This is a genomic window from Gordonia prachuapensis (genome assembly GCF_036350515.1).
GTDB lineage: Bacteria > Actinomycetota > Actinomycetes > Mycobacteriales > Mycobacteriaceae > Gordonia > Gordonia prachuapensis.
Genome location: NZ_JAZDUE010000011.1, coordinates 168,951 through 186,738, shown reverse-complemented (window position 1 = coordinate 186,738; position 17,788 = coordinate 168,951). Strand labels below are relative to the sequence as shown.

15 protein-coding genes are annotated in these 17,788 nt (G+C 68.6%); 8 read left to right on the top strand and 7 right to left on the bottom strand.

The features are described 5' to 3' along the window. Nucleotides 1-7: 7 nt before the first annotated feature. On the bottom strand, nt 8-1,822 hold the full coding sequence (locus V1Y59_RS14750) for an ABC-F family ATP-binding cassette domain-containing protein (protein ID WP_330505713.1): 1,815 nt from the start codon (nt 1,820-1,822) through the stop codon (nt 8-10). Between the two features lie 132 nt (nt 1,823-1,954). Between V1Y59_RS14750 and V1Y59_RS14745 the strand changes: the two genes are divergently transcribed. Continuing rightward, nucleotides 1,955-2,680, top strand: a complete 726-nt coding sequence (locus V1Y59_RS14745) for a glycoside hydrolase family 25 protein (protein ID WP_330505732.1) — start codon at nt 1,955-1,957, stop codon at nt 2,678-2,680. A gap of 21 nt (nt 2,681-2,701) precedes the next feature. Here V1Y59_RS14745 and V1Y59_RS14740 read toward each other — a convergent pair whose 3' ends face one another. The 5 genes from V1Y59_RS14740 to V1Y59_RS14720 form a co-directional block, all read right to left on the bottom strand. Then, complete coding sequence (locus tag V1Y59_RS14740; RefSeq protein ID WP_330505712.1) at nt 2,702-3,637, bottom strand: 4-(cytidine 5'-diphospho)-2-C-methyl-D-erythritol kinase; 936 nt, start codon at nt 3,635-3,637, stop codon at nt 2,702-2,704. A gap of 45 nt (nt 3,638-3,682) precedes the next feature. Beyond that, the gene (gene rsmA / locus V1Y59_RS14735) at nt 3,683-4,588 is read right to left on the bottom strand and encodes a 16S rRNA (adenine(1518)-N(6)/adenine(1519)-N(6))-dimethyltransferase RsmA (RefSeq protein WP_330505731.1); all 906 of its coding nucleotides are present in this window, start codon (nt 4,586-4,588) and stop codon (nt 3,683-3,685) included. Next, nucleotides 4,552-5,673 (bottom strand): resuscitation-promoting factor, encoded by a 1,122-nt coding sequence (locus tag V1Y59_RS14730; protein ID WP_330505711.1) that lies wholly within the window; start codon nt 5,671-5,673, stop codon nt 4,552-4,554. Before V1Y59_RS14730 ends, rsmA begins: the two co-directional genes overlap by 37 nt. A 153-nt stretch (nt 5,674-5,826) precedes the next feature. After that, on the bottom strand, nt 5,827-6,729 hold the full coding sequence (locus V1Y59_RS14725) for a TatD family hydrolase (protein WP_330505710.1): 903 nt from the start codon (nt 6,727-6,729) through the stop codon (nt 5,827-5,829). Then, nucleotides 6,726-7,568: a PhzF family phenazine biosynthesis protein gene (locus V1Y59_RS14720; RefSeq protein WP_330505709.1), complete on the bottom strand. Its 843-nt coding sequence runs from the start codon at nt 7,566-7,568 to the stop codon at nt 6,726-6,728. Before V1Y59_RS14720 ends, V1Y59_RS14725 begins: the two co-directional genes overlap by 4 nt. 324 nt (nt 7,569-7,892) lie before the next feature. Here V1Y59_RS14720 and V1Y59_RS14715 point away from each other — a divergent pair, with 324 nt between their 5' ends. The 7 genes from V1Y59_RS14715 (at nt 7,893) to V1Y59_RS14685 (ending at nt 16,984) form a co-directional block, all read left to right on the top strand. Next, a complete protein-coding gene (locus V1Y59_RS14715; RefSeq protein WP_330505708.1) occupies nt 7,893-8,807 on the top strand; it encodes an oxygenase MpaB family protein in 915 nt (304 codons plus the stop codon). Nucleotides 8,808-9,027: 220 nt separating this feature from the next. After that, the gene (locus V1Y59_RS14710; RefSeq protein ID WP_330505707.1) at nt 9,028-9,729 is read left to right on the top strand and encodes a GntR family transcriptional regulator; all 702 of its coding nucleotides are present in this window, start codon (nt 9,028-9,030) and stop codon (nt 9,727-9,729) included. A 78-nt stretch (nt 9,730-9,807) separates the two neighbouring features. Next, nucleotides 9,808-10,518, top strand: coding sequence for an HAD family hydrolase (locus V1Y59_RS14705; RefSeq protein WP_330505706.1), 711 nt, complete (start codon nt 9,808-9,810; stop codon nt 10,516-10,518). Next, nucleotides 10,515-12,869, top strand: a complete 2,355-nt coding sequence (locus tag V1Y59_RS14700; protein WP_330505705.1) for a glycoside hydrolase family 65 protein — start codon at nt 10,515-10,517, stop codon at nt 12,867-12,869. Before V1Y59_RS14705 ends, V1Y59_RS14700 begins: the two co-directional genes overlap by 4 nt. Before the next feature lie 30 nt (nt 12,870-12,899). Next, nucleotides 12,900-14,477: a methionine--tRNA ligase gene (gene metG / locus V1Y59_RS14695; RefSeq protein ID WP_330505704.1), complete on the top strand. Its 1,578-nt coding sequence runs from the start codon at nt 12,900-12,902 to the stop codon at nt 14,475-14,477. Then, nucleotides 14,474-15,673 (top strand): aminodeoxychorismate synthase component I, encoded by a 1,200-nt coding sequence (locus tag V1Y59_RS14690; protein ID WP_330505703.1) that lies wholly within the window; start codon nt 14,474-14,476, stop codon nt 15,671-15,673. The genes metG and V1Y59_RS14690 overlap by 4 nt, the downstream gene beginning before the upstream one ends. Before the next feature lie 9 nt (nt 15,674-15,682). Next, nucleotides 15,683-16,984, top strand: coding sequence for a helix-turn-helix domain-containing protein (locus V1Y59_RS14685; protein ID WP_330505702.1), 1,302 nt, complete (start codon nt 15,683-15,685; stop codon nt 16,982-16,984). Here the strand turns inward: V1Y59_RS14685 and rsmI are convergent. After that, the gene (gene rsmI, locus V1Y59_RS14680; RefSeq protein ID WP_330505701.1) at nt 16,884-17,783 is read right to left on the bottom strand and encodes a 16S rRNA (cytidine(1402)-2'-O)-methyltransferase; all 900 of its coding nucleotides are present in this window, start codon (nt 17,781-17,783) and stop codon (nt 16,884-16,886) included. The genes V1Y59_RS14685 and rsmI overlap by 101 nt on opposite strands. Between the last annotated feature and the right edge of the window lie 5 nt (nt 17,784-17,788).

Genomic DNA, 17,788 nt, shown 5'->3' with positions numbered 1-17,788 from the left:
GCGTCGGTCATTCGACCTTCTCGGCGGACTCCAGCCATGCCGCCTCGGCGGTTTCCTTGTCCGCGACGACTTGACGCAGTTCGGTGTTCAGCACGACGAGCCGATCCGGGTCAGTGGCGGCCTCGGCCAGTTCGACGTGCAGTCGCTCTTCTCGCGCGGCCAACTGGTCGATCTGACGCTCCAGGCGGTTCATCGCCTTGCGCGCCTCGCGGTGTTCGGCGGCGCTGACCGTCGGCGCCGGCGTCGCGGATGTGGGTGCCGCCGCCGCGGACTGTCCGACGGCACTGCCGGTCTTCTGGCGCGAGCCGGCGATGTCGCGGCGACGCTGCAGGTATTGCTCGATCCCGCCCGGCAGATTGGTGAGTCGGCCGTCCCCGAACAACGCCCAGGTGCTGTCGCAGATCCGTTCGATCAGGTAGCGGTCGTGACTGATCACCACAAGCGTGCCCGCCCAGCTGTCGAGCAGGTCTTCCACCTGCTGCAGCGTGTCGATGTCGAGGTCGTTGGTCGGCTCGTCGAGCAGCAGGACGTTGGGTTCGGACATCAGCACGCAGGTCATCTGCAGACGGCGACGTTCGCCGCCGGACAGGTCGGCAATCGGTGTGCGCTGCCGGGCGGGGCTGAACCCCAGGCGTTCGGCAAGCTGCGAGGCGGAGAGTTCCTTGTCCCCCACCATGATCCGGGTTGCCACCGCTTCGACGGCGTCGAGGACACGTTGATTCTCGTCGAGGTCGTCGAGTTCCTGACGCAGCCACCCGATCTGCACTGTGGTGCCCTCGATGCGGCGGCCCGGCGAGACGTCGACCTCTCCGGCGAGCGCACGCAACAGAGTCGTCTTGCCCGATCCGTTGACGCCGACCAGACCGATCCGTTCACCGGGGGCGAGTCGCCACGTGAGGTCGTCGAGCAGGACGTCGGATGCCGGCGTGGCGATGCGGGCGTCCTCGAGTTCGACGGCGACACGGCCGAGTCGTCGTTTGGCGAAGGCGGACAGGGTCACCGTGTCCCGCGGCGGCGGTACGTCGGCGATCAGGCGTTCGGCTGCCTCGATGCGGTAGCGCGGCTTGGACGTACGCGCGGGCGGGCCGCGCCGCAGCCAGGCGAGCTCCTTGCGCGCGAGGTTACGTCGGCGCTCCTCGGCGGCATCGGCGAGGCGCGACCGTTCCGCACGAGCGAAGATCCAATCGTTGTAGCCGCCTTCGTAGTCGTCGACGACACCGGAATGCACCTCCCACGTCCGGGTGGCCACGGTGTCGAGGAACCATCGGTCGTGCGTGACGACCACGAGGGCACTGCGGCGCGACACCAGATGCTCGGCCAGCCACTGCACGCCCTCGACGTCGAGGTGGTTGGTCGGTTCGTCGAGGATCAGCAGGTCGGCGTCGGAGACCAGGGCCGCGGCCAGTCCGACGCGGCGCCGCTGACCACCCGACAACTCGTCGACGCGCGCGTCGAGCAGTTCGTCGACGCCGATACCGGTGAGGATGCCGCGGATCCGGGGATCGCCTGCCCATTCGTGGACGGCGACATCGGGACCGCCGACGACGACCTCGGCGACGGTTGCGCCGGCGGGCAGTTCGCCGCGCTGGGTGACCGTGGCGACGCGGATGCCGCCGGCGTGTGACACCCGGCCGCTGTCCGGTTCGGTGATCCCGCCGAGGATCTCCAGCAGTGTCGTCTTGCCGCCGCCGTTGAGGCCGACCACGCCGATCCGCTGGCCTTCGTGAACACCGAGCGACACCTCGTCGAGCAGCGGTTTGACGCCGTAGCTCTTGCTGATGCGGTCGGCGTTGATGAGCGCGACCGGGTTCGGGGGTGCCACTCGGAAAACCCTAGCAACGGGCCTCGGCGTGACCGCGGACACCGCCGTGGACATGGATGGCGGGGCGAGTGTCGCCGAAGGTCTGCGCAGCGCCCGCCGGACGCCTAGTGTCGAGCCGTGATCGTCCGGCGAATGATCATCACGGTGGCCGCCACGGCCGTCGTCGGGCTCTCCGGTGCGATGGTGTCGATCCCCGAGTCGTCGGCGGCACCCCAGGTGGGCCCCGACGTCTCGAGTTGGCAGCATCCGAACGGCGCGAGCATCAACTGGTTCGCGGTCCGCGCCTCCGGACAGCCGATGGCGATGGTCAAGGCGACCGAATCCACCTGGTACATCAACCCTTATTTCATCTCCGACAGCCTGGCGATGCGCGCGGCGGGCCTCATCCGCGGCACCTACCACTACGCCGACCCCAGCCGGTCGGCCACCGAGCAGGCCCTGTTCTACGCGACGATCGTGCTGGGGCAGAACGGCATCCTCGACCTGCCGCCGGTCCTCGACCTCGAGCACTCCGGCGGGCTCGGCCCCCGCGCGCTCGCCGCGTGGGTCCGCGAGTTCTTCGCCGTGCTCGAACCGCTCACCGGCCGAAAGACGATCCTGTACACCTACCCGAACTTCTGGAACACGGCGATGGGCGGCACGCGCGAGTTCGCCGATCATCCGTTGTGGATCGCGGATTACCGCGGTCGCGCGGCGCCGCAGATGCCGCTTGGCGGTTGGCGCACCTGGACGTTCTGGCAGTTCACCGATTCCGGGCGGCTGCCCGGAGTGCCGGCCCGGGTCGATCTCAACCGTTACAACGGGTCCATCGCGTCGTTGCGCGCCTACGGCAACGCGATCAACGTGTTCGGTAGCTGACCGGTCCCGATCGCCGGTCGTTCAGTCGTGCAGCAGCCGGGCGCCGGGGACCGGACCGCTGGCGGTCCGCACCGCACGAGCCACCCCGACCCCCGACAGTTCCGCCGCGACGTTGACCGCCGACGTCTCGTCCGCGCACAGGAACGCACACGTGGGCCCCGACCCGGAGACGATCCCGTTGAGGGCACCCGCGTCGACGCCCGCTCGCAACGTCCGCCGCAGTGCGGGCTGCAGGCTCAAGGCCGCCGGTTGAAGGTCGTTGTGCAGCAGCGGCGCCACGACCCGGGGATCGCCCGACGTGAGCGCTGCCATCAGTTCGTCGGGACGCGTGGTGATGATGTCGGAGTCGGGGCGGCTTTCCCGTAGGCGATCCAGTTCGCCGTACACCGCGGGCGTGGACAGACCGGATCGCGCGATCGCGAGCACCCAGTGGAACTCGCCTCGCGCGAGGATGGGCATCAACCGCTCACCCCGGCCGGTGCCCAGGGCGGTGCCGCCGTGCAGCGCGAACGGGACGTCGCTGCCGAGCGCTGCGGCCATCTCGGTCAGATCGTCGCGGTCGATGTCGAGCCCCCACAGCGCGGCCGCCCCGACGAGCGCACCGGCGGCGTCCGCACTGCCGCCTGCCATGCCACCCGCCACCGGAATCCGCTTGTCGATGTCGATCGCGACCCGCGCCGGCCGGTCCGCTCGTCGAGCGACCTCGTTGACCGCACGAACGGCGAGATTGGTGGCGTCGGCGGGGACATCGGCGGCCCCCTCGCCCCGCGTCGTCACGCGCAGCTCGTTCGCCGGGCTCAGCCGGATGTCGTCGCACAGTGACAGTGCCTGGAACACGGTCACCAGATCGTGGAACCCGTCGTCGCGGAGCGGCCCCACACCGAGGTGCAGATTGACCTTCGCCGGCACCCGCACGGTGACCGAGTCGGACACCACCGACAACGACGCTCGAGACACAGGAGTCCAGCGTAATCGAGAGGGTGCCGGCGGGAGGATCGGCGCTCAGGTACGGGCGACCGCGGCGAGCCGGACGAAACCGTCGACGTCGAGTCTCTCGCCGCGGAGACCGGGATCGATGTCGGCGGCCCGCAGTCGCCGTTCCGCCTCGACGGGACTGCCCGCCCAGCCGGCGAGTGCCGAGCGCAGCGTCTTGCGTCGCTGGGCGAAGGCGGCGTCGATGACCCGGAAGACCTCGTCGCGGACCGACGGATCGGCGGAGTGGGTGGCGGTGCGGTCGATCCGGACGAGTCCGGATTCGACCTTGGGTTCTGGCCAGAACACGTTGCGTCCCACGGAGCCGGCCCGTCGGACCGTGCCGAAATAGCGGGCCTTGACGCTCGGCACCCCGTACACGCGACCACCCGGTCCGGCCGCGAGACGGTCCGCCACCTCGGCCTGGACCATCACCAAAGCCGTGGCGATGGTGGGGAATTCGGCGAGGAGGTGCAACAGCACAGGAACCGCGACGTTGTAGGGCAGATTCGCCACGAGCGCCGTCGGGGCGGCCGGTAGGTCGGACCGCACCACGGACAGCGCGTCGGCCGTCACGACCTCGAACTGTGGCGCCTGCAGCGGGGCGAACTCCGCCACGGTGGCGGGTAGCCGAGCTGCGAGGACGGGGTCGATCTCGACCGCGATCACCCGGCCGGCCGCACCCAGCAACGCCAGGGTGAGTGATCCCAGTCCGGGCCCGACCTCGAGGACCACGTCGTCGGGTCCGACGCCCGACTCGGCGACGATCCGACGCACCGTGTTGCCGTCATGGACGAAGTTCTGGCCGAGGGTCTTGGTGGGCCGGACGCCGATCTCTGCTGCCAGCGTTCGGATCTGCGCGGGTCCCAGGAGGCGCGGCGGGTCGTTCGGTGTGTCGCTCAGCGGAGTCCCAGCTTCGACGAGCAGGACGGCCAGGCGCCCCAGCCCTGAGCGGCCTGGGTCTTCTTGGCGATGGCGATCTGCTCCTCACGGGTGGCGAGATCTGCGCGCGGGGCGTACTCGGTACCGCCCCACCGCTCCCAGGTGTTCTGATCGAACTGGACGCCGCCGTAGAACCCGTTGCCGGTGTTGATCGCCCAGTTCCCGGTTGCCTCGCACTGCGCCAGCGAATCCCACACCGATCCGTGCGGAACGAACGGGGCGCCCGGCTTCGTGCCGATCCGAACGGTCGCCGCGACCGGTTCGGTGAGCACCTCCGAATTGATCTTCTCGCGCTTGACGACCTTGCCGTTCACCGTCGTGATCGAGTACGTGACGCGGGCCTCACCCGGCTTGCCCGGCTTGAGCACCACCTTGCGGTCGCGGACCAGGGTGGGGTCCTTCTTCTCGATCTCCGGCGGGGCCACGTCCTCGGTGACGGTGGAGTCCTCGGTGCGGATTCGGGTCACCTTGATCCGCATGTCCTCGGTGACGGGTGTCTGCGCTGCCGGGACGACCTCGTCGTCGCCGGCGAGGGGGTTGCCGGCTTCCTCGAGCAGGTCGGCGACCGTCTTGGCCGCGATGACCGGCCGCGAACGGTCTCCGCCGTCGACCAGGGTCACCTGCTTGGGCGTGGTGACGTCGACGAAGGCGCCGTCGACCGGCAGGGCGTCGCGGGCCGCGAAGTTGAGTTCCATGGCGCTGTCGGCGAGTCCGTGCTCGGCCAGCAATCCGTGGACGTCGATCGCGGTGGTCTCGACCGTGCGGAGTGTGCCGTCGACCTCGAGATCGACCTCTTTGAGCCGGTTGAAGGTGATGTTCTGGCCGTCGGCGACACCGGAGTCCAGCGAGGGCGACACGTGGTCGCCTGCCTCCGGTTCGAAGCCCTGCGAACGCAGCACCGAGTCGACCGACATCGCCATGGTCGACACCTCCTGCACATGACCGTCAATGGTGAGTTGAACGTTCTTGTGCATGGCGATGCCCATGATGCCGCCTGCGGTGAGGGTGGCCAGGACGGCTCCGACGGCCACCCGCGCGCGGGTCGATTTCGAGTTGTTGATGCGGGCGAGAACAGACAAGACGGAACATCCTGGTCGGGGACAATTGCGTCCGCGCTGCGATCACCAGCGACCCCGAACACCCCCAGGGCCTGCACTTGCTGCGCTGCCCGTATCGGCCGGAATCGCTGCCCCCAGGCAGCGGGATCACAATACGATAACGAACAGGCGTGATTACTGCAAAGGTAACCGGTAGACCCGGCGCGCGTTGTCGCCCAGGATCTGCGCCATGTCCGCATCGTCGACGCCCCGGACCTGCGCGAGTGCGCGCGCGGTGTACGGCAGGCAGTAGGACTGATTTGGCTGGCCGCGGTAGGGATGTGGGGTCAGGAACGGCGCGTCGGTCTCCACCAGGATCTGGTGGTCCGGGACGATCCGCGCCGCGGCACGCAGTTCTGCGGCGTTCGCGAAGCTCACCGTGCCGGCGAAACTGAGGATGTATCCGCGCTCGACGCATTCCTGTGCAACGTTTTGATCACCGGAGAAGCAGTGCATGATCACGGTGTCCGGCGCGCCCTCGTCGGCCAGGATGTCCAGCAGGTCCCGGTCGGCCTCACGGTTGTGGATCATCAACGGTTTATCGACCCGCTTGGCGAGATCGATGTGCCAGCGGAAGGCCTCCGCCTGCGTCTCGGGGCTCGCGCACGCCTCGGAGCGGCCCGGCCAATAGTGATCGAGACCGGTCTCGCCGACGGCGACGACCCGCGGATCGGCGACCATCTCCTCGAGTTCGGCCTTCGCGGCGTCGTGGAGCTCGGCGGCATGGGTGGGATGCAACGCGACGGCCGCGAATGCCCTCGGATCCCAGTCGGCCGCCGCCATCGCCCACCGCGCATCGACCATGTCGTCGGCGACGGTGATCACCTGCGCCACCCCGACCGCGCTCGCGTGGTCGAGGATCGCCCGTACCGCGTCCGGGTCGCGGCCACCGCACGCGGCGAGATGGGTGTGTGCGTCGACGAGGCCGGGCAATGGCGTCGGATCGGGCGGCGGCTCCCGACGACGACGCTTGCGGGCCGCCTTGTTGCTCTCGGTCTCGTCGTGCGCGACCGCTTCGGTGCCCCCTGACTCGCTCACAGCTCCACTGTGCCAGCGATGACCGTGGTGGCCACGCCCCCCACCCAGATGTCGGTCCCGTCGTCGGCAATGTGTACCCGGCCCGATCGCCCGAGCGCGGTGCCCTGGGCGGCGACGTAGGCGGCCGGGACACGACCGTCCTGCCGTAACCACACCGCGATACCGGCATTCAGACTGCCGGTGACCGGGTCCTCCGGGATGCCCTGGCCGGGGACGAACGCTCGTACTTCGAAGGTGACCTGCGGTTCGTCGGGTAGTCCGCCGGAGTAGGGGCCGATCAGCCCCACCTCGTGGTGGCCCAGCGCGGTCATGTCGGGTTCGACCTCGAGGACCCGGTCACCCGAGCTGAGCAGCAACGCCATCCACTCCGGACCGTTGGCAACCCATTCCGCGGCGACGACCTCGTCGCGGTCGAGTCCGAGCGCGTGGGCGACGTCGAGCACCGTCGCCTCCTCGACCGGGCCGGAGCGGGTCCGCGGTGGGGCGGCGAACGACAGCCGACCGGCCTCGGTGCGGATCGGCACCAGGCCGACCCCGCATTCCTGCACGATCCGCTCCCCCTTCGCCGTGCCCCCGGCCTCCAGCCAGGCGTGCGCCGAACCCAGGGTGGGATGCCCGGCGAACGGCAGCTCACCGGCGGGCGTGAAGATCCGCAGACGGTAATCGGCATCGGGATGGGTCGCGGGCAGCACGAACGTGGTCTCCGAGAGATTCGTCCAGCGCGCGAATGCGGCCATCTGGTCGTCGGTCAGGCCGTCCCCGTCGACCACGACGGCGACCGGATTGCCGGCAACCGGAACCGACGAGAAGACATCCACTTGTGCGAAACGCCGAGTCATCGGTCCATGATCGCCGCCGCAGGTCGTCTGACCAACCGAATTCCCCACCGATGCGCCCGACCACCATGTTTCAGATTTCATATATGAAACAGATGCGGTACGTTCAACATGCGTTGCGGATCACAGTCACGGTCGGGGTGACTGTGCGGGGCGGGGGCCGCACGAGCCGGAGATGCGATGGTGTTCGAGATGCCCGCCCCGGGCCCGGGCTCCGACCCCACGGTCGGGGCGGGGCCCGCCGCCGAGCAGGTGAGCTGCGTGGAGCACACGCGGTGACACGCTCGGAGCCGTCAACGGTCATCACCCACGGAAAGGCGAGAACTCATGCCCACGAGTTACCTTCCCCCTATCGAGCAGACGACGCCGGAACTGACCACGGCGCAGACCCGGATCGAGATCTCGGGCCGACGGACGCGGACCACGAGCAAACGCAAGCCGGCGCGTATCCAGGAGGCGGTCGACTTCTGGGCCTTCGCGGGCGCCGCATCCAACGTGGTGATGCAGCTCGGCTGGCCCGAGGTCGCCTATGGGGTCATGGAGAGCAAGGTCGAATCCGGCGCGCTGATGTCGCACCCGTGGAAACGTGCACGGACGACCGCTCAGTACCTTGCGATCGCCATCCTCGGCGACGATGCGGAGAAGGCGGCGTTCCGCGACGCGGTCAATGCGGCCCACCGCCACGTCAAGTCCGACGAACAGAGCCCGGTCAAGTACAACGCGTTCAACCCCGAACTGCAGATGTGGGTTGCCGCATGCCTGTTCGTCGGTATCGAGGACACCCATCAACTGCTCCACGGCGTCATGAGTCCCGCCGACGCCGACGAGTTCTACCAGTCCGCCAAGACCCTCGGCACCACGCTGCAGGTGCCCGAGGACATGTGGCCCGCGACACGCGCGGAGTTCGACCGATTCTGGAACATCGCCTGCGAGCGTGTCGTGATCGACGAACGGACCTCGGATTTCCTCAACGACCTCGTCGACCTGAGGATGATCAATCCACTCATCCGGCTTCCGTTCCACAATCTGCTCCGCTTCCTGACCATCGGCACCCTGCCGCCGCTGTTCCGTGACCAGCTGGGTCTCGAGTGGACCGGCAAGGACCAACGGCGCTTCGAGCGTCTGTTCCGGCTCGTCTCCGGCGTCAACAAGGGGATGCCGAAGTCGATCCGGTTCGGGAGCAGCCGCATGCTGGTACGCGATCTGCGGTACCGCATGAAGCACGACCGGGCCATCGTGTGACCTCGCGGCGCACCGGTGTCGGTCCGGACCGATCAGGGCGGCGGCGCGACCGCCACTGACCGGGATGGTCGCCCACACACGGCCAGGAAAGTACGGTTGATGCGGCGGCGTCGTCTGGCCCGCGATGGCCTGCCCGTCGCACGCGACGGTGCGCGATGCCACATCACAAGTGAAAGAGAACGACTGTGCACGACGATCACCTCGACGGACCGGGTCCGGCATGAGCCGCGTCTCGCTGCGCCGCACGCAGCTCACCGACGAGGTCGCCGACTACCTGCGCAACCGCATCATGACCGGCGGTCTCCGCCCGGGCGAATACATCCGACTCGATGACACCGCATCTGCCCTGGGGTGCAGCGTGACCCCGGTGCGCGAGGCCCTGGTGACGCTGCGCGGCGAAGGACTCGTGCGGTCCTCCCCCCATCGGGGATTCATCGTCGAGCCGCTCAGCCGCGGCGACATCGTCGACATCTTCTGGATGCAAGGCGAACTCTCCGCGCGACTGGCCACCCACGCCGTCGACAACCCGGAACTCGGCACACACCTGGCCAAGATGCAGACCATCGTCGATGCGCTCGAGGCCGCGGTCGAGGGCGAGGACGACGCCCAGGTGCTCAACCGCGAGTACGCGTTCCACCGGCAGGTCAACATCGCCGCCAACAGCAAGAAACTCGCGTGGTTCGTCTTCTCGGCCAGCAAGTACAACCCGTATGACCTGTACGCCCGGGATCCGGAGTGGGGTCGTGAGGCGGTGGCCAGTCATCGGCGCCTCATCGGATATCTGCGGACGGGCGACGCACGAGCGATCCGCGACGAGATCCACACCCAGTTCGCGGACGCCCGCGACCGCCTGATGTCACGCCTGGAGTCCATCGGATTCTGGGACGACGCGGAGGCGGACGCGACCCCGTCCTCCGCGTGAACCGACCCGTCGCTGCGGCGTCGTCGAATACCCGCGCATGGCGCGCCAGTAGCCGCTCGGGCAGGTAGCGTTCGGGGTGTGTTGGGATTGCCAGAAGCCATTTCGGTCGCCCTCTTCGATCTCGACGGCGTGTTGACGTCGACCGCCGTCCTCCATCGCAACGCGTGGAAGCAGGCGTTCGATGCGTACCTCTCCGAACGGGATCCCCAGAACTGGGTCCCGTTCACCGAACAGGACTATCTCGATTTCGTCGACGGCCGGCCCCGCGACGACGGTGTGCGCGCATTCCTGCACTCACGTCAGATCGACGACGTCGACCCGGAAACCGTCACCGCCATCGGCTCCGGGAAGAACGCGCAATTCGTCGCGACCCTCGACGCACAGGGTGTCGATCCGTATCCCGGGTCGGTGCGATACCTCGACGCCGCCAAGGACTCCGGCCTGCGCATCGCGGTCGTGACGTCGTCGAAGAACGGAGCAGCAGTGCTGGATGCGGCCGATCTGACCAAATATGTGGAAGCGCGGGTGGACGGGCTCGACATCGTCGACCGCGGGCTACGGGGCAAACCCGCGCCGGACTCGTTTCTGCTGGGCGCCCAACTGATGGGGGTGGCCCCCGACAGCGCTGCCGTGTTCGAGGATGCGATCTCGGGTGTCGAGGCCGCGGTCGCCGGGAAGTTCGGCTACGTCGTGGCCATCGATCGCGTCGGCGGTGGCCAGGCGGACGCGATGCGCGCTGCGGGTGCGGATCTCGTCGTCAACGATCTCGACGAGTTGGTGTCCGCATGAGCCCGGGGACGGCCGACCACGGCTTCGACATCCATCCGTGGCAACTGCGCTGGCGCGGCGTCGACGTCGACATGCTCGGGCGGACCGAGACCCTCTTCGCGTTGTCCAACGGTCACATCGGGCTACGCGGCTCGTTCGAAGAGGGCGAGCCGATCGATCATCCCGGAACTTATCTCAACGGCTTCTACGAGCTGCGTGGCCTGCCGTATGCCGAAAGCGGCTACGGCTACCCGGAATCCGGGCAGACGGTGGTCAACGTGACCGACGGCAAGATCATCCGGCTCCTCGTCGAGGACGAGCCGATGGACCTGCGCTACGGCCGCACGGTGGAGCACGAACGGGTGCTCGACTTCCGGACCGGAACGCTGCGGCGGCACACCCTGTGGACCTCGCCGACCGGTCGCACCGTCCGAATCCGTTCCGAGCGACTGGTGTCGTTCACCAAACGGACCATCGCCGCGATCCACTACGAGGTGGAACCCGTCGGCGAGGACATGAAGCTGGTACTGCAGTCGGACCTGCTGGCCAACGAACCGGTACCCGCGCCCGGCAACGACCCGCGTCTGGCGGCCGCGCTGGACTCGCCCCTGGTCTCGGATCTCGCGACCTGCCGCAACTACTGGGGCATGCTGGTCCATCACACCAAGAAATCGGGCCTGCACATCGCGGCGGGCATGGACCACGAGATCGAATTCCCGGACAAGGCCGACGCATTCATCCGCGCAGACGCCGACCTCGCCCGGCTCACCGTCGCGGCGAACGTGCCACAGGGCACCAAGCTCTCGTTGACCAAGTACATGGGGTACGGGTGGTCGGCGCGCCGCTCGGTGGACGCGTTGCGCGCCCAGGTCGACGCCGCGTTGGCGATGGCGATGGAAACCGGTTGGGAGGCACTGAAAGCCGACCAGATCAACTACCTGGAAGATTTCTGGCGCCACGCCGACGTCGAACTCGACGGCGACCCGGAGCTGCAGCAGGCGGTCCGGTTCGCGTTGTTCCACGTCCTGCAGGCGGGTGCCCGAGGTCAGTCGCGCGCGATCCCCGCGAAAGGTCTGACCGGCCCGGGCTACGACGGCCACACCTTCTGGGACACCGAGAGTTTCATCCTGCCGATGCTGACCTACACCGTGCCCGCGGCCGCGGGCGAGGAACTGCGCTGGCGCCATGCGACGATGGACAAGGCCAAGAGCCGCGCCACCGAACTCGGCCAGCGGGGTGCCATGTTCCCCTGGCGGTCCATCAACGGCGACGAATGCTCCGGCTACTGGCCCGCGGGTACCGCCGGTGTCCACGTCAGCGCCGACATCGCCAACGCCACCGCCCGATATCTGCGCGCCACCGACGACGAACAGTTCGAAACCGAGTGCGGCGTCGAGCTGCTCGTCGAGACCGCACGACTCTTCGCCGGCCTCGGCCACCACGACGTGAACGGCAAGTTCCGCATCGACGGGGTCACCGGCCCCGACGAGTACACGGCCGTGGTGAACAACAATGTGTTCACCAATCTCGCTGCGCAGCAGAATCTTCGCGATGCGGTCACGGCGGTGCACCGCCGCCCCGACCTGGCCCGTGAGCTCGGCGTCACCGACGCCGAGGCGGCGCACTGGGAGTCGTGCGCCGACGACATGTCGATCCCGTTCGACGACGCGCTCGGTGTCCACCAGCAGTGCGAGTCCTTCACCCTCCTCGGGGCATGGGACTTCGAGTCGTCGGTGGGTCGCTACCCGCTGCTGCTGAACTATCCCTACTACGACCTGTACCGCAAGCAGGTGGTCAAACAGGCCGACCTCGTCTTCGCGATGTACATGTTCGGATCCTCGTTCACCCCGGAACAGAAGCTGCGCAACTTCGACTACTACTACCCGCTGACCGTGCGGGACTCGTCGTTGTCGGCGTGCTGTGAGGCGGTCGTCGCCGCCGAGGTCGGATACCTCGATCTGTCCTACGACCTCATGTGCGAGTCGGTCTTCACCGACCTGCACGACCTGCACAGCAACGTGTCGAGCGGTCTGCACATCGCGGCGCTCGCCGGCGCGTGGACCGACCTGGTGGCGGGATTCGGGGGGATGCGCGACTTCGGCGGCCAGATCACGTTCGCACCGCGCCTCCCGAGCCGGCTCACCTATCTGTCGTTCCGCATCATGGTCCGCGAATCGAAGGTGGTCGTCGCGATCGACCGGGAGTCGGCCACCTACCGGCTGCTCGAGGGTCCGTCGATCGACCTCGCCCACCACGGTGAGAAGTTCACCCTCGACGACTCACATCCGGTCACCAAGCAGATCCCGGAGATCCGGAAGCGGGACGCGCCGAAGGCGCCGCCCGGCTGCGAGCCCTACCGCCGGATCGACTGATCATCCCGGCCAAGTATCCTTGGCGGCACCATGACGGACCCGACCCGCACCGAATCCGCTGATCACGCCTCGCACGGCGCAGGCGAGCCGTACTACATCACCACGGCCATCGCCTACCCGAACGGGGCACCGCACATCGGCCATGCCTACGAATACATCTCGGCCGACGCCCTCGCGCGGTTCAAGCGACTCGACGGGTACGACGTGCGTTTCCTCACCGGCACCGACGTGCACGGTCAGAAGATGCAGCAGACCGCGGTCGCCGAGGGCGTCGACACCGCCGACCTCGCCAACCGGAACTCGGACCGCTTCCAGGCGTTGCAGGTGCGGCTCGGGTCGAGCTTCGATCGCTTCATCCGTACCAGCGACGCCGATCACAAGCGGGCGTCGGAGGCGATCTGGCAGCGCATGTCCGACGCCGGCGACATCTACCTGGACACGTACTCCGGGTGGTACGACGTCCGCGACGAGACCTTCTACGCCGAGGCCGACACCTCCGTCGATGCCGACGGCAACCGGGTCGCCTCCGACACCGGCCACGTGGTGACGTGGACCGAGGAACAGACCTACTTCTTCCGGCTGTCCGCCTACCAGGACAAGCTGCTCGAACTGTTCGAGACCCATCCGGAGTACCTGGGCCCGGACGTCCGGCGCAACGAGATCGTCAGCTTCATCAAGGGCGGGCTCACCGACCTGTCGATCTCGCGCACCACCTTCGACTGGGGCGTCCCGGTCCCCGGCCACCCCGAGCACGTCATGTACGTGTGGGTGGACGCGCTCACCAATTATCTGACCGGGATCGGCTTCCCCGACGACACCACGACCTTCGAACGCTACTGGCCGGCCGATCTGCACATCATCGGCAAGGACATCATCCGGTTCCACTGCGTCTACTGGCCGGCCTTCCTGATGAGCGCCGGCATCGAGCTGCCGAAACGTGTGTTCGCGCACGGATTCCTGTTCAACCGCGGGGAGAAGATGAGCAAGTCCGTCGGCAACGTCGTCGACCCGGACGTGCTGATCGACGAGTTCGGCCTCGACCCGGTCCGCTACTTCTTCCTGCGCGAGGTCTCCTACGGGCAGGACGGGTCGTACTCGACCGAGGCGATCATCAGCCGGATCAACGCCGACCTCGCCAACGAGTTCGGCAACCTCGCCCAGCGCACCCTGTCGATGATCGGCAAGTACTTCGACGGTGTCGTCCCCACGGCCGGCGATGTGACCGCCGAGGACGACGCCCTCCTCGCGCAGGCCGCCGGACTGCTCCCCCGCGTGCGCGACCACTTCGACGCACAGCAGATCCACCTCGGACTCGAGGCCCTCTGGTCGGTGCTCGCCGCGACCAACCGCTACATCTCGGCGCAGGAACCGTGGAAGCTCGCGAAGACCGACCTCGACCGCACCGCGACCGTGCTGTACGTGTGCGCCGAGGTGGTCCGGGTGGTCGCACTGCTCTCGCAGCCGGTCATGCCCACCGCGACGGGCCGACTGCTCGACCTGCTCGCCGTCGATCCCGAGCGTCGTCAGTTCACCGCGGTCGACGACCGTCTCGTCGCCGGTACCGCTCTGCCCAAGCCGTCGCCGGTCTTCCCCCGCCACGAGGCGTGACCGCGCCGGCGCTCGACGTCCTGCGTGCCCTGCACGCCCACACCGTCGCGGCCGGTCTGCCGCCGCCGGCCGCCCTGGTCGGCGACTGGTGGGACGCCGATGCCGTCATAGCACCGTCGATCCGGCTCCGGCCCGGTTTCGCGCCGCCCGACGACCCGGATCGGTACTGGTTCGGCTACCTCGGTTTCCCGGTGCGCGCCGGCGAAGCACCCCTGCCGCCTGCCGTCGGCGGGCTCACCGACGAGATCCTGGTGCTGCGCGACGGGCACTGGAGTCACCGGCACGTCGACGGATCCGGTTGCGCACCATGGATTCAGCGCGCGCTCGAGGAGCCCGCCCCGCCGGGTTCGGCGTCGTGGACCGCGAGTTGGCGGGAACCGCGCCGCGAGCCGCATCTGGCCGCGATCGAGAAGTGTCTGGCCGCGATCCGGGCGGGCGAGGTGTATCAGGCCTGTCTGTGCACCCGGTTCGACGGGACGATCAGCGGCGAGCCACTCGAGTTCTTCGGCGACATCACCGGACGCACACTGCCGGCGAAATCGGCCTTCTTGCAAGGTGACTGGGGTTCGGTGGCCAGCTTCTCACCGGAGTCGTTCCTGCGCCGGACCGGCAATCTCGTGTCGTCGGCACCGATCAAGGGAACGTTGCCTGCCGATGCCCCACCAGAACTGCTGACCGCCTCGACCAAGGACGTCGCCGAGAACGTGATGATCGTCGACCTGGTCCGCAACGACCTCGGCCGGCTGGCGCGCACCGGGTCGGTTCGCGTCGCGGACCTGCTGTCGGTGGTGCCCGCCCCCGGTGTGTGGCATCTGGTCTCGCGGGTCGAGGCGATCGTCGACCCCACCGTCGGCAACACCGAGATGCTGCGGGCAACCTTCCCGCCCGCGTCGGTCACCGGAACGCCGAAACTTCGGGCGATGGAGCTGCTGGGCGACTGGGAGGAGCACTCCCGCGGCGTGTACTGCGGCGCCATCGGCATGGCCGGACCCGGTCGTGCGCTCGATCTCAACGTCGCCATCCGCACGGTCACCCTGACCCCGTCTGGCGCCGCGACGCTCGGCGTCGGCGGCGGGATCACGATCGATTCCGACCCCGACCGCGAATGGCAGGAATGCCTCGACAAGGCCGCGAGCATCGTCGGCGTCAGGGGTAGTTCGAATGGTCGATCCGGCGATTCGGGCGTTCTGGGGTAACATCGGAGGATGCGACGATCCATACTTCCAGGTACGGAAGGCTCCGGATCGGTCTGCAGTCGGGGTGATCGGTCCGCAATCGAGGTCACAGCCGAGCTGCCTGCACCGACCGAGCGCACCGAGGTCCTGGCGTCCTGGCAGCGCGCCAGTGACGCGGGAGCAGCCGCCGACAGGCACGCACCGTTTCATCTCGATGCGGCCGAGATCGACATCAGGCGAGACAGCAATCCGCTCGGCGACAGTGCCGAACGCCTGCAACGGGTGTTCGCCGACACGACCGACGATTCCGAGCTGATGATGGGAGTCTTCGACTCCGACGGCGTGCTGCTGTGGCGCGGCGGGACGCAGCGCTGGCTCGAGGTCGCGGACACACTCGAACTCATCGAGGGCAGCAGGTGGGACGAGGCGTCGACCGCCACCACCGCGGTCAGCCTGGTCATGACCGACCATCGGTCGACGCGAGTCGTCGGGACCGAGCACTACAACCACGCGCTGCACTCGCTGTACTGCGCCGCCGCACCGATCCACGATCCGCGCACCGGCGCCCTCACCGGCATCGTCGGCCTGTCCGGCCCGGCGTCCGCGGTGCAACCGTCGTCGACGGCGTTCGCGACGAGCATGGCCGCCCTGGGAGAGCACGAGATCGCCGCCGCCCACGCACGATCGCTGGCCGAGTTGCGACGCAGCGCCGGACCCAGTCTCACCGGAATCCGCGGTCCGGCACTGCTGGTGGACCGCGACGGATGGGTGGCCGACAGCCGCGGCTGCACTGCCCCGACCGCGGTTGCCGCCCCGGTGGAGGGCACCCCGCAGTTCGTCCCCGGGATCGGCAGTTGCGTCGCGCAACCGGTGGGCGTCGGCTGGCTGCTGCGGCGGGTCGGACCGGCGAATCCGATCGTCGCCGAGCTCGACCTGCGCGGTGAACCTTCCCTGACGGTCGACGGGGACGGCGACGAATGGCGAACGGTGCTCACCCGGCGTCACGCCCAGATCCTGCTGCTCCTGGCCGAGGCGTCCGACGCGGGACTCACGTCGGCACGTCTCAGTCGGCTCATCTTCGGCGACGCCGGTCACGTGGTGACGGTGCGCGCCGAGATGTCGCGGCTCCGGCGTGCGGTGGGCGCGCTGATCACCAGTCGGCCCTATCGACTCGCGCCCGGCGTGACGCTGCACGTCGCCGCCGACCATCTGGCCGGCGACGCACCGGACCTCATCGGTCCGGCTGCTCCCGACGCCGCGCCAGCACCGCTTGATAGACCTCTCGTCGGGAAGCACCGCCGTCCCGTGTCACCTGTGCACATGCGTCCTTGAGCCCCATCCCGTCTGCAACCAGGCGCTCGACCTCCTCGACGAGGTCCTCGGCGTCCGCTGTTCGGGGGGTCTGTCCGGCGACGACGACGGTGATCTCCCCGCGCACACCGTCGGCCGCCCACGCGGCGAGTTCGGCGAGGGTTCCGCGGCGGACCTCCTCATAGGTCTTGGTCAGTTCCCGGCACACCGCCGCCCGCCGGTCGGCCCCCAACACCTCGGCGGCGGCCGCCAGGGTGTCGGCGAGCCGGTGAGGTGACTCGAAGAAGACCGTGGTGCGGGGCTGGTCGACGAGTCCGGCCAGCCAGTCGCGACGCGGACCGGGCCGGCGCGGCGCGAACCCGTCGAAACAGAAGCGCTCGGACGGCAGCGCGGACACCGCGAGCGCGGTCGTCACCGCGGAGGGACCCGGCAGGCATGTCACCCTCAGCCCGGCGTCGGCGCACGCGGCGACCAGTTTGAAGCCCGGGTCGCTCACCGACGGCATCCCGGCGTCGGTGATGAGCAGGACGGTGGCTCCGTCGGAGATCGCGTCCACCAGGCCGGGCGTGCGGGACGCCTCGACCTGGTCGTAGTAGCTCAAGAGCTTGCCACCGATCACCACCTCCAGGGACGCGGCGAGACCCCGCGCCCGGCGGGTGTCCTCGGCGGCGACGATGTCGGCGGAAGCCAGGGCGGCCCGTAGGCGCGGCGAGGCGTCGTCGGACTGCCCCATGGGAGTCGCCGCGAGTACGAGGCACCCCGCTGTCTCGCGGCCTGCCGGGTGCGCCGTTGCCTCGACGGGCGGTCGTGACGAGTTCATCGTCA

Coding starts and splice junctions, on each gene's coding strand:
- V1Y59_RS14715 (WP_330505708.1), top strand. CDS start 7,893: ATGCCCACGAGTTACCTTCCCCCTATCGAGCAGACGACGCCGGAACTG.
- V1Y59_RS14710 (WP_330505707.1), top strand. CDS start 9,028: ATGAGCCGCGTCTCGCTGCGCCGCACGCAGCTCACCGACGAGGTCGCC.
- V1Y59_RS14685 (WP_330505702.1), top strand. CDS start 15,683: ATGCGACGATCCATACTTCCAGGTACGGAAGGCTCCGGATCGGTCTGC.
- V1Y59_RS14700 (WP_330505705.1), top strand. CDS start 10,515: ATGAGCCCGGGGACGGCCGACCACGGCTTCGACATCCATCCGTGGCAA.
- metG (WP_330505704.1), top strand. CDS start 12,900: ATGACGGACCCGACCCGCACCGAATCCGCTGATCACGCCTCGCACGGC.
- V1Y59_RS14720 (WP_330505709.1), bottom strand. CDS start 7,568: ATGACTCGGCGTTTCGCACAAGTGGATGTCTTCTCGTCGGTTCCGGTT.
- V1Y59_RS14745 (WP_330505732.1), top strand. CDS start 1,955: ATGATCATCACGGTGGCCGCCACGGCCGTCGTCGGGCTCTCCGGTGCG.
- rsmI (WP_330505701.1), bottom strand. CDS start 17,783: ATGAACTCGTCACGACCGCCCGTCGAGGCAACGGCGCACCCGGCAGGC.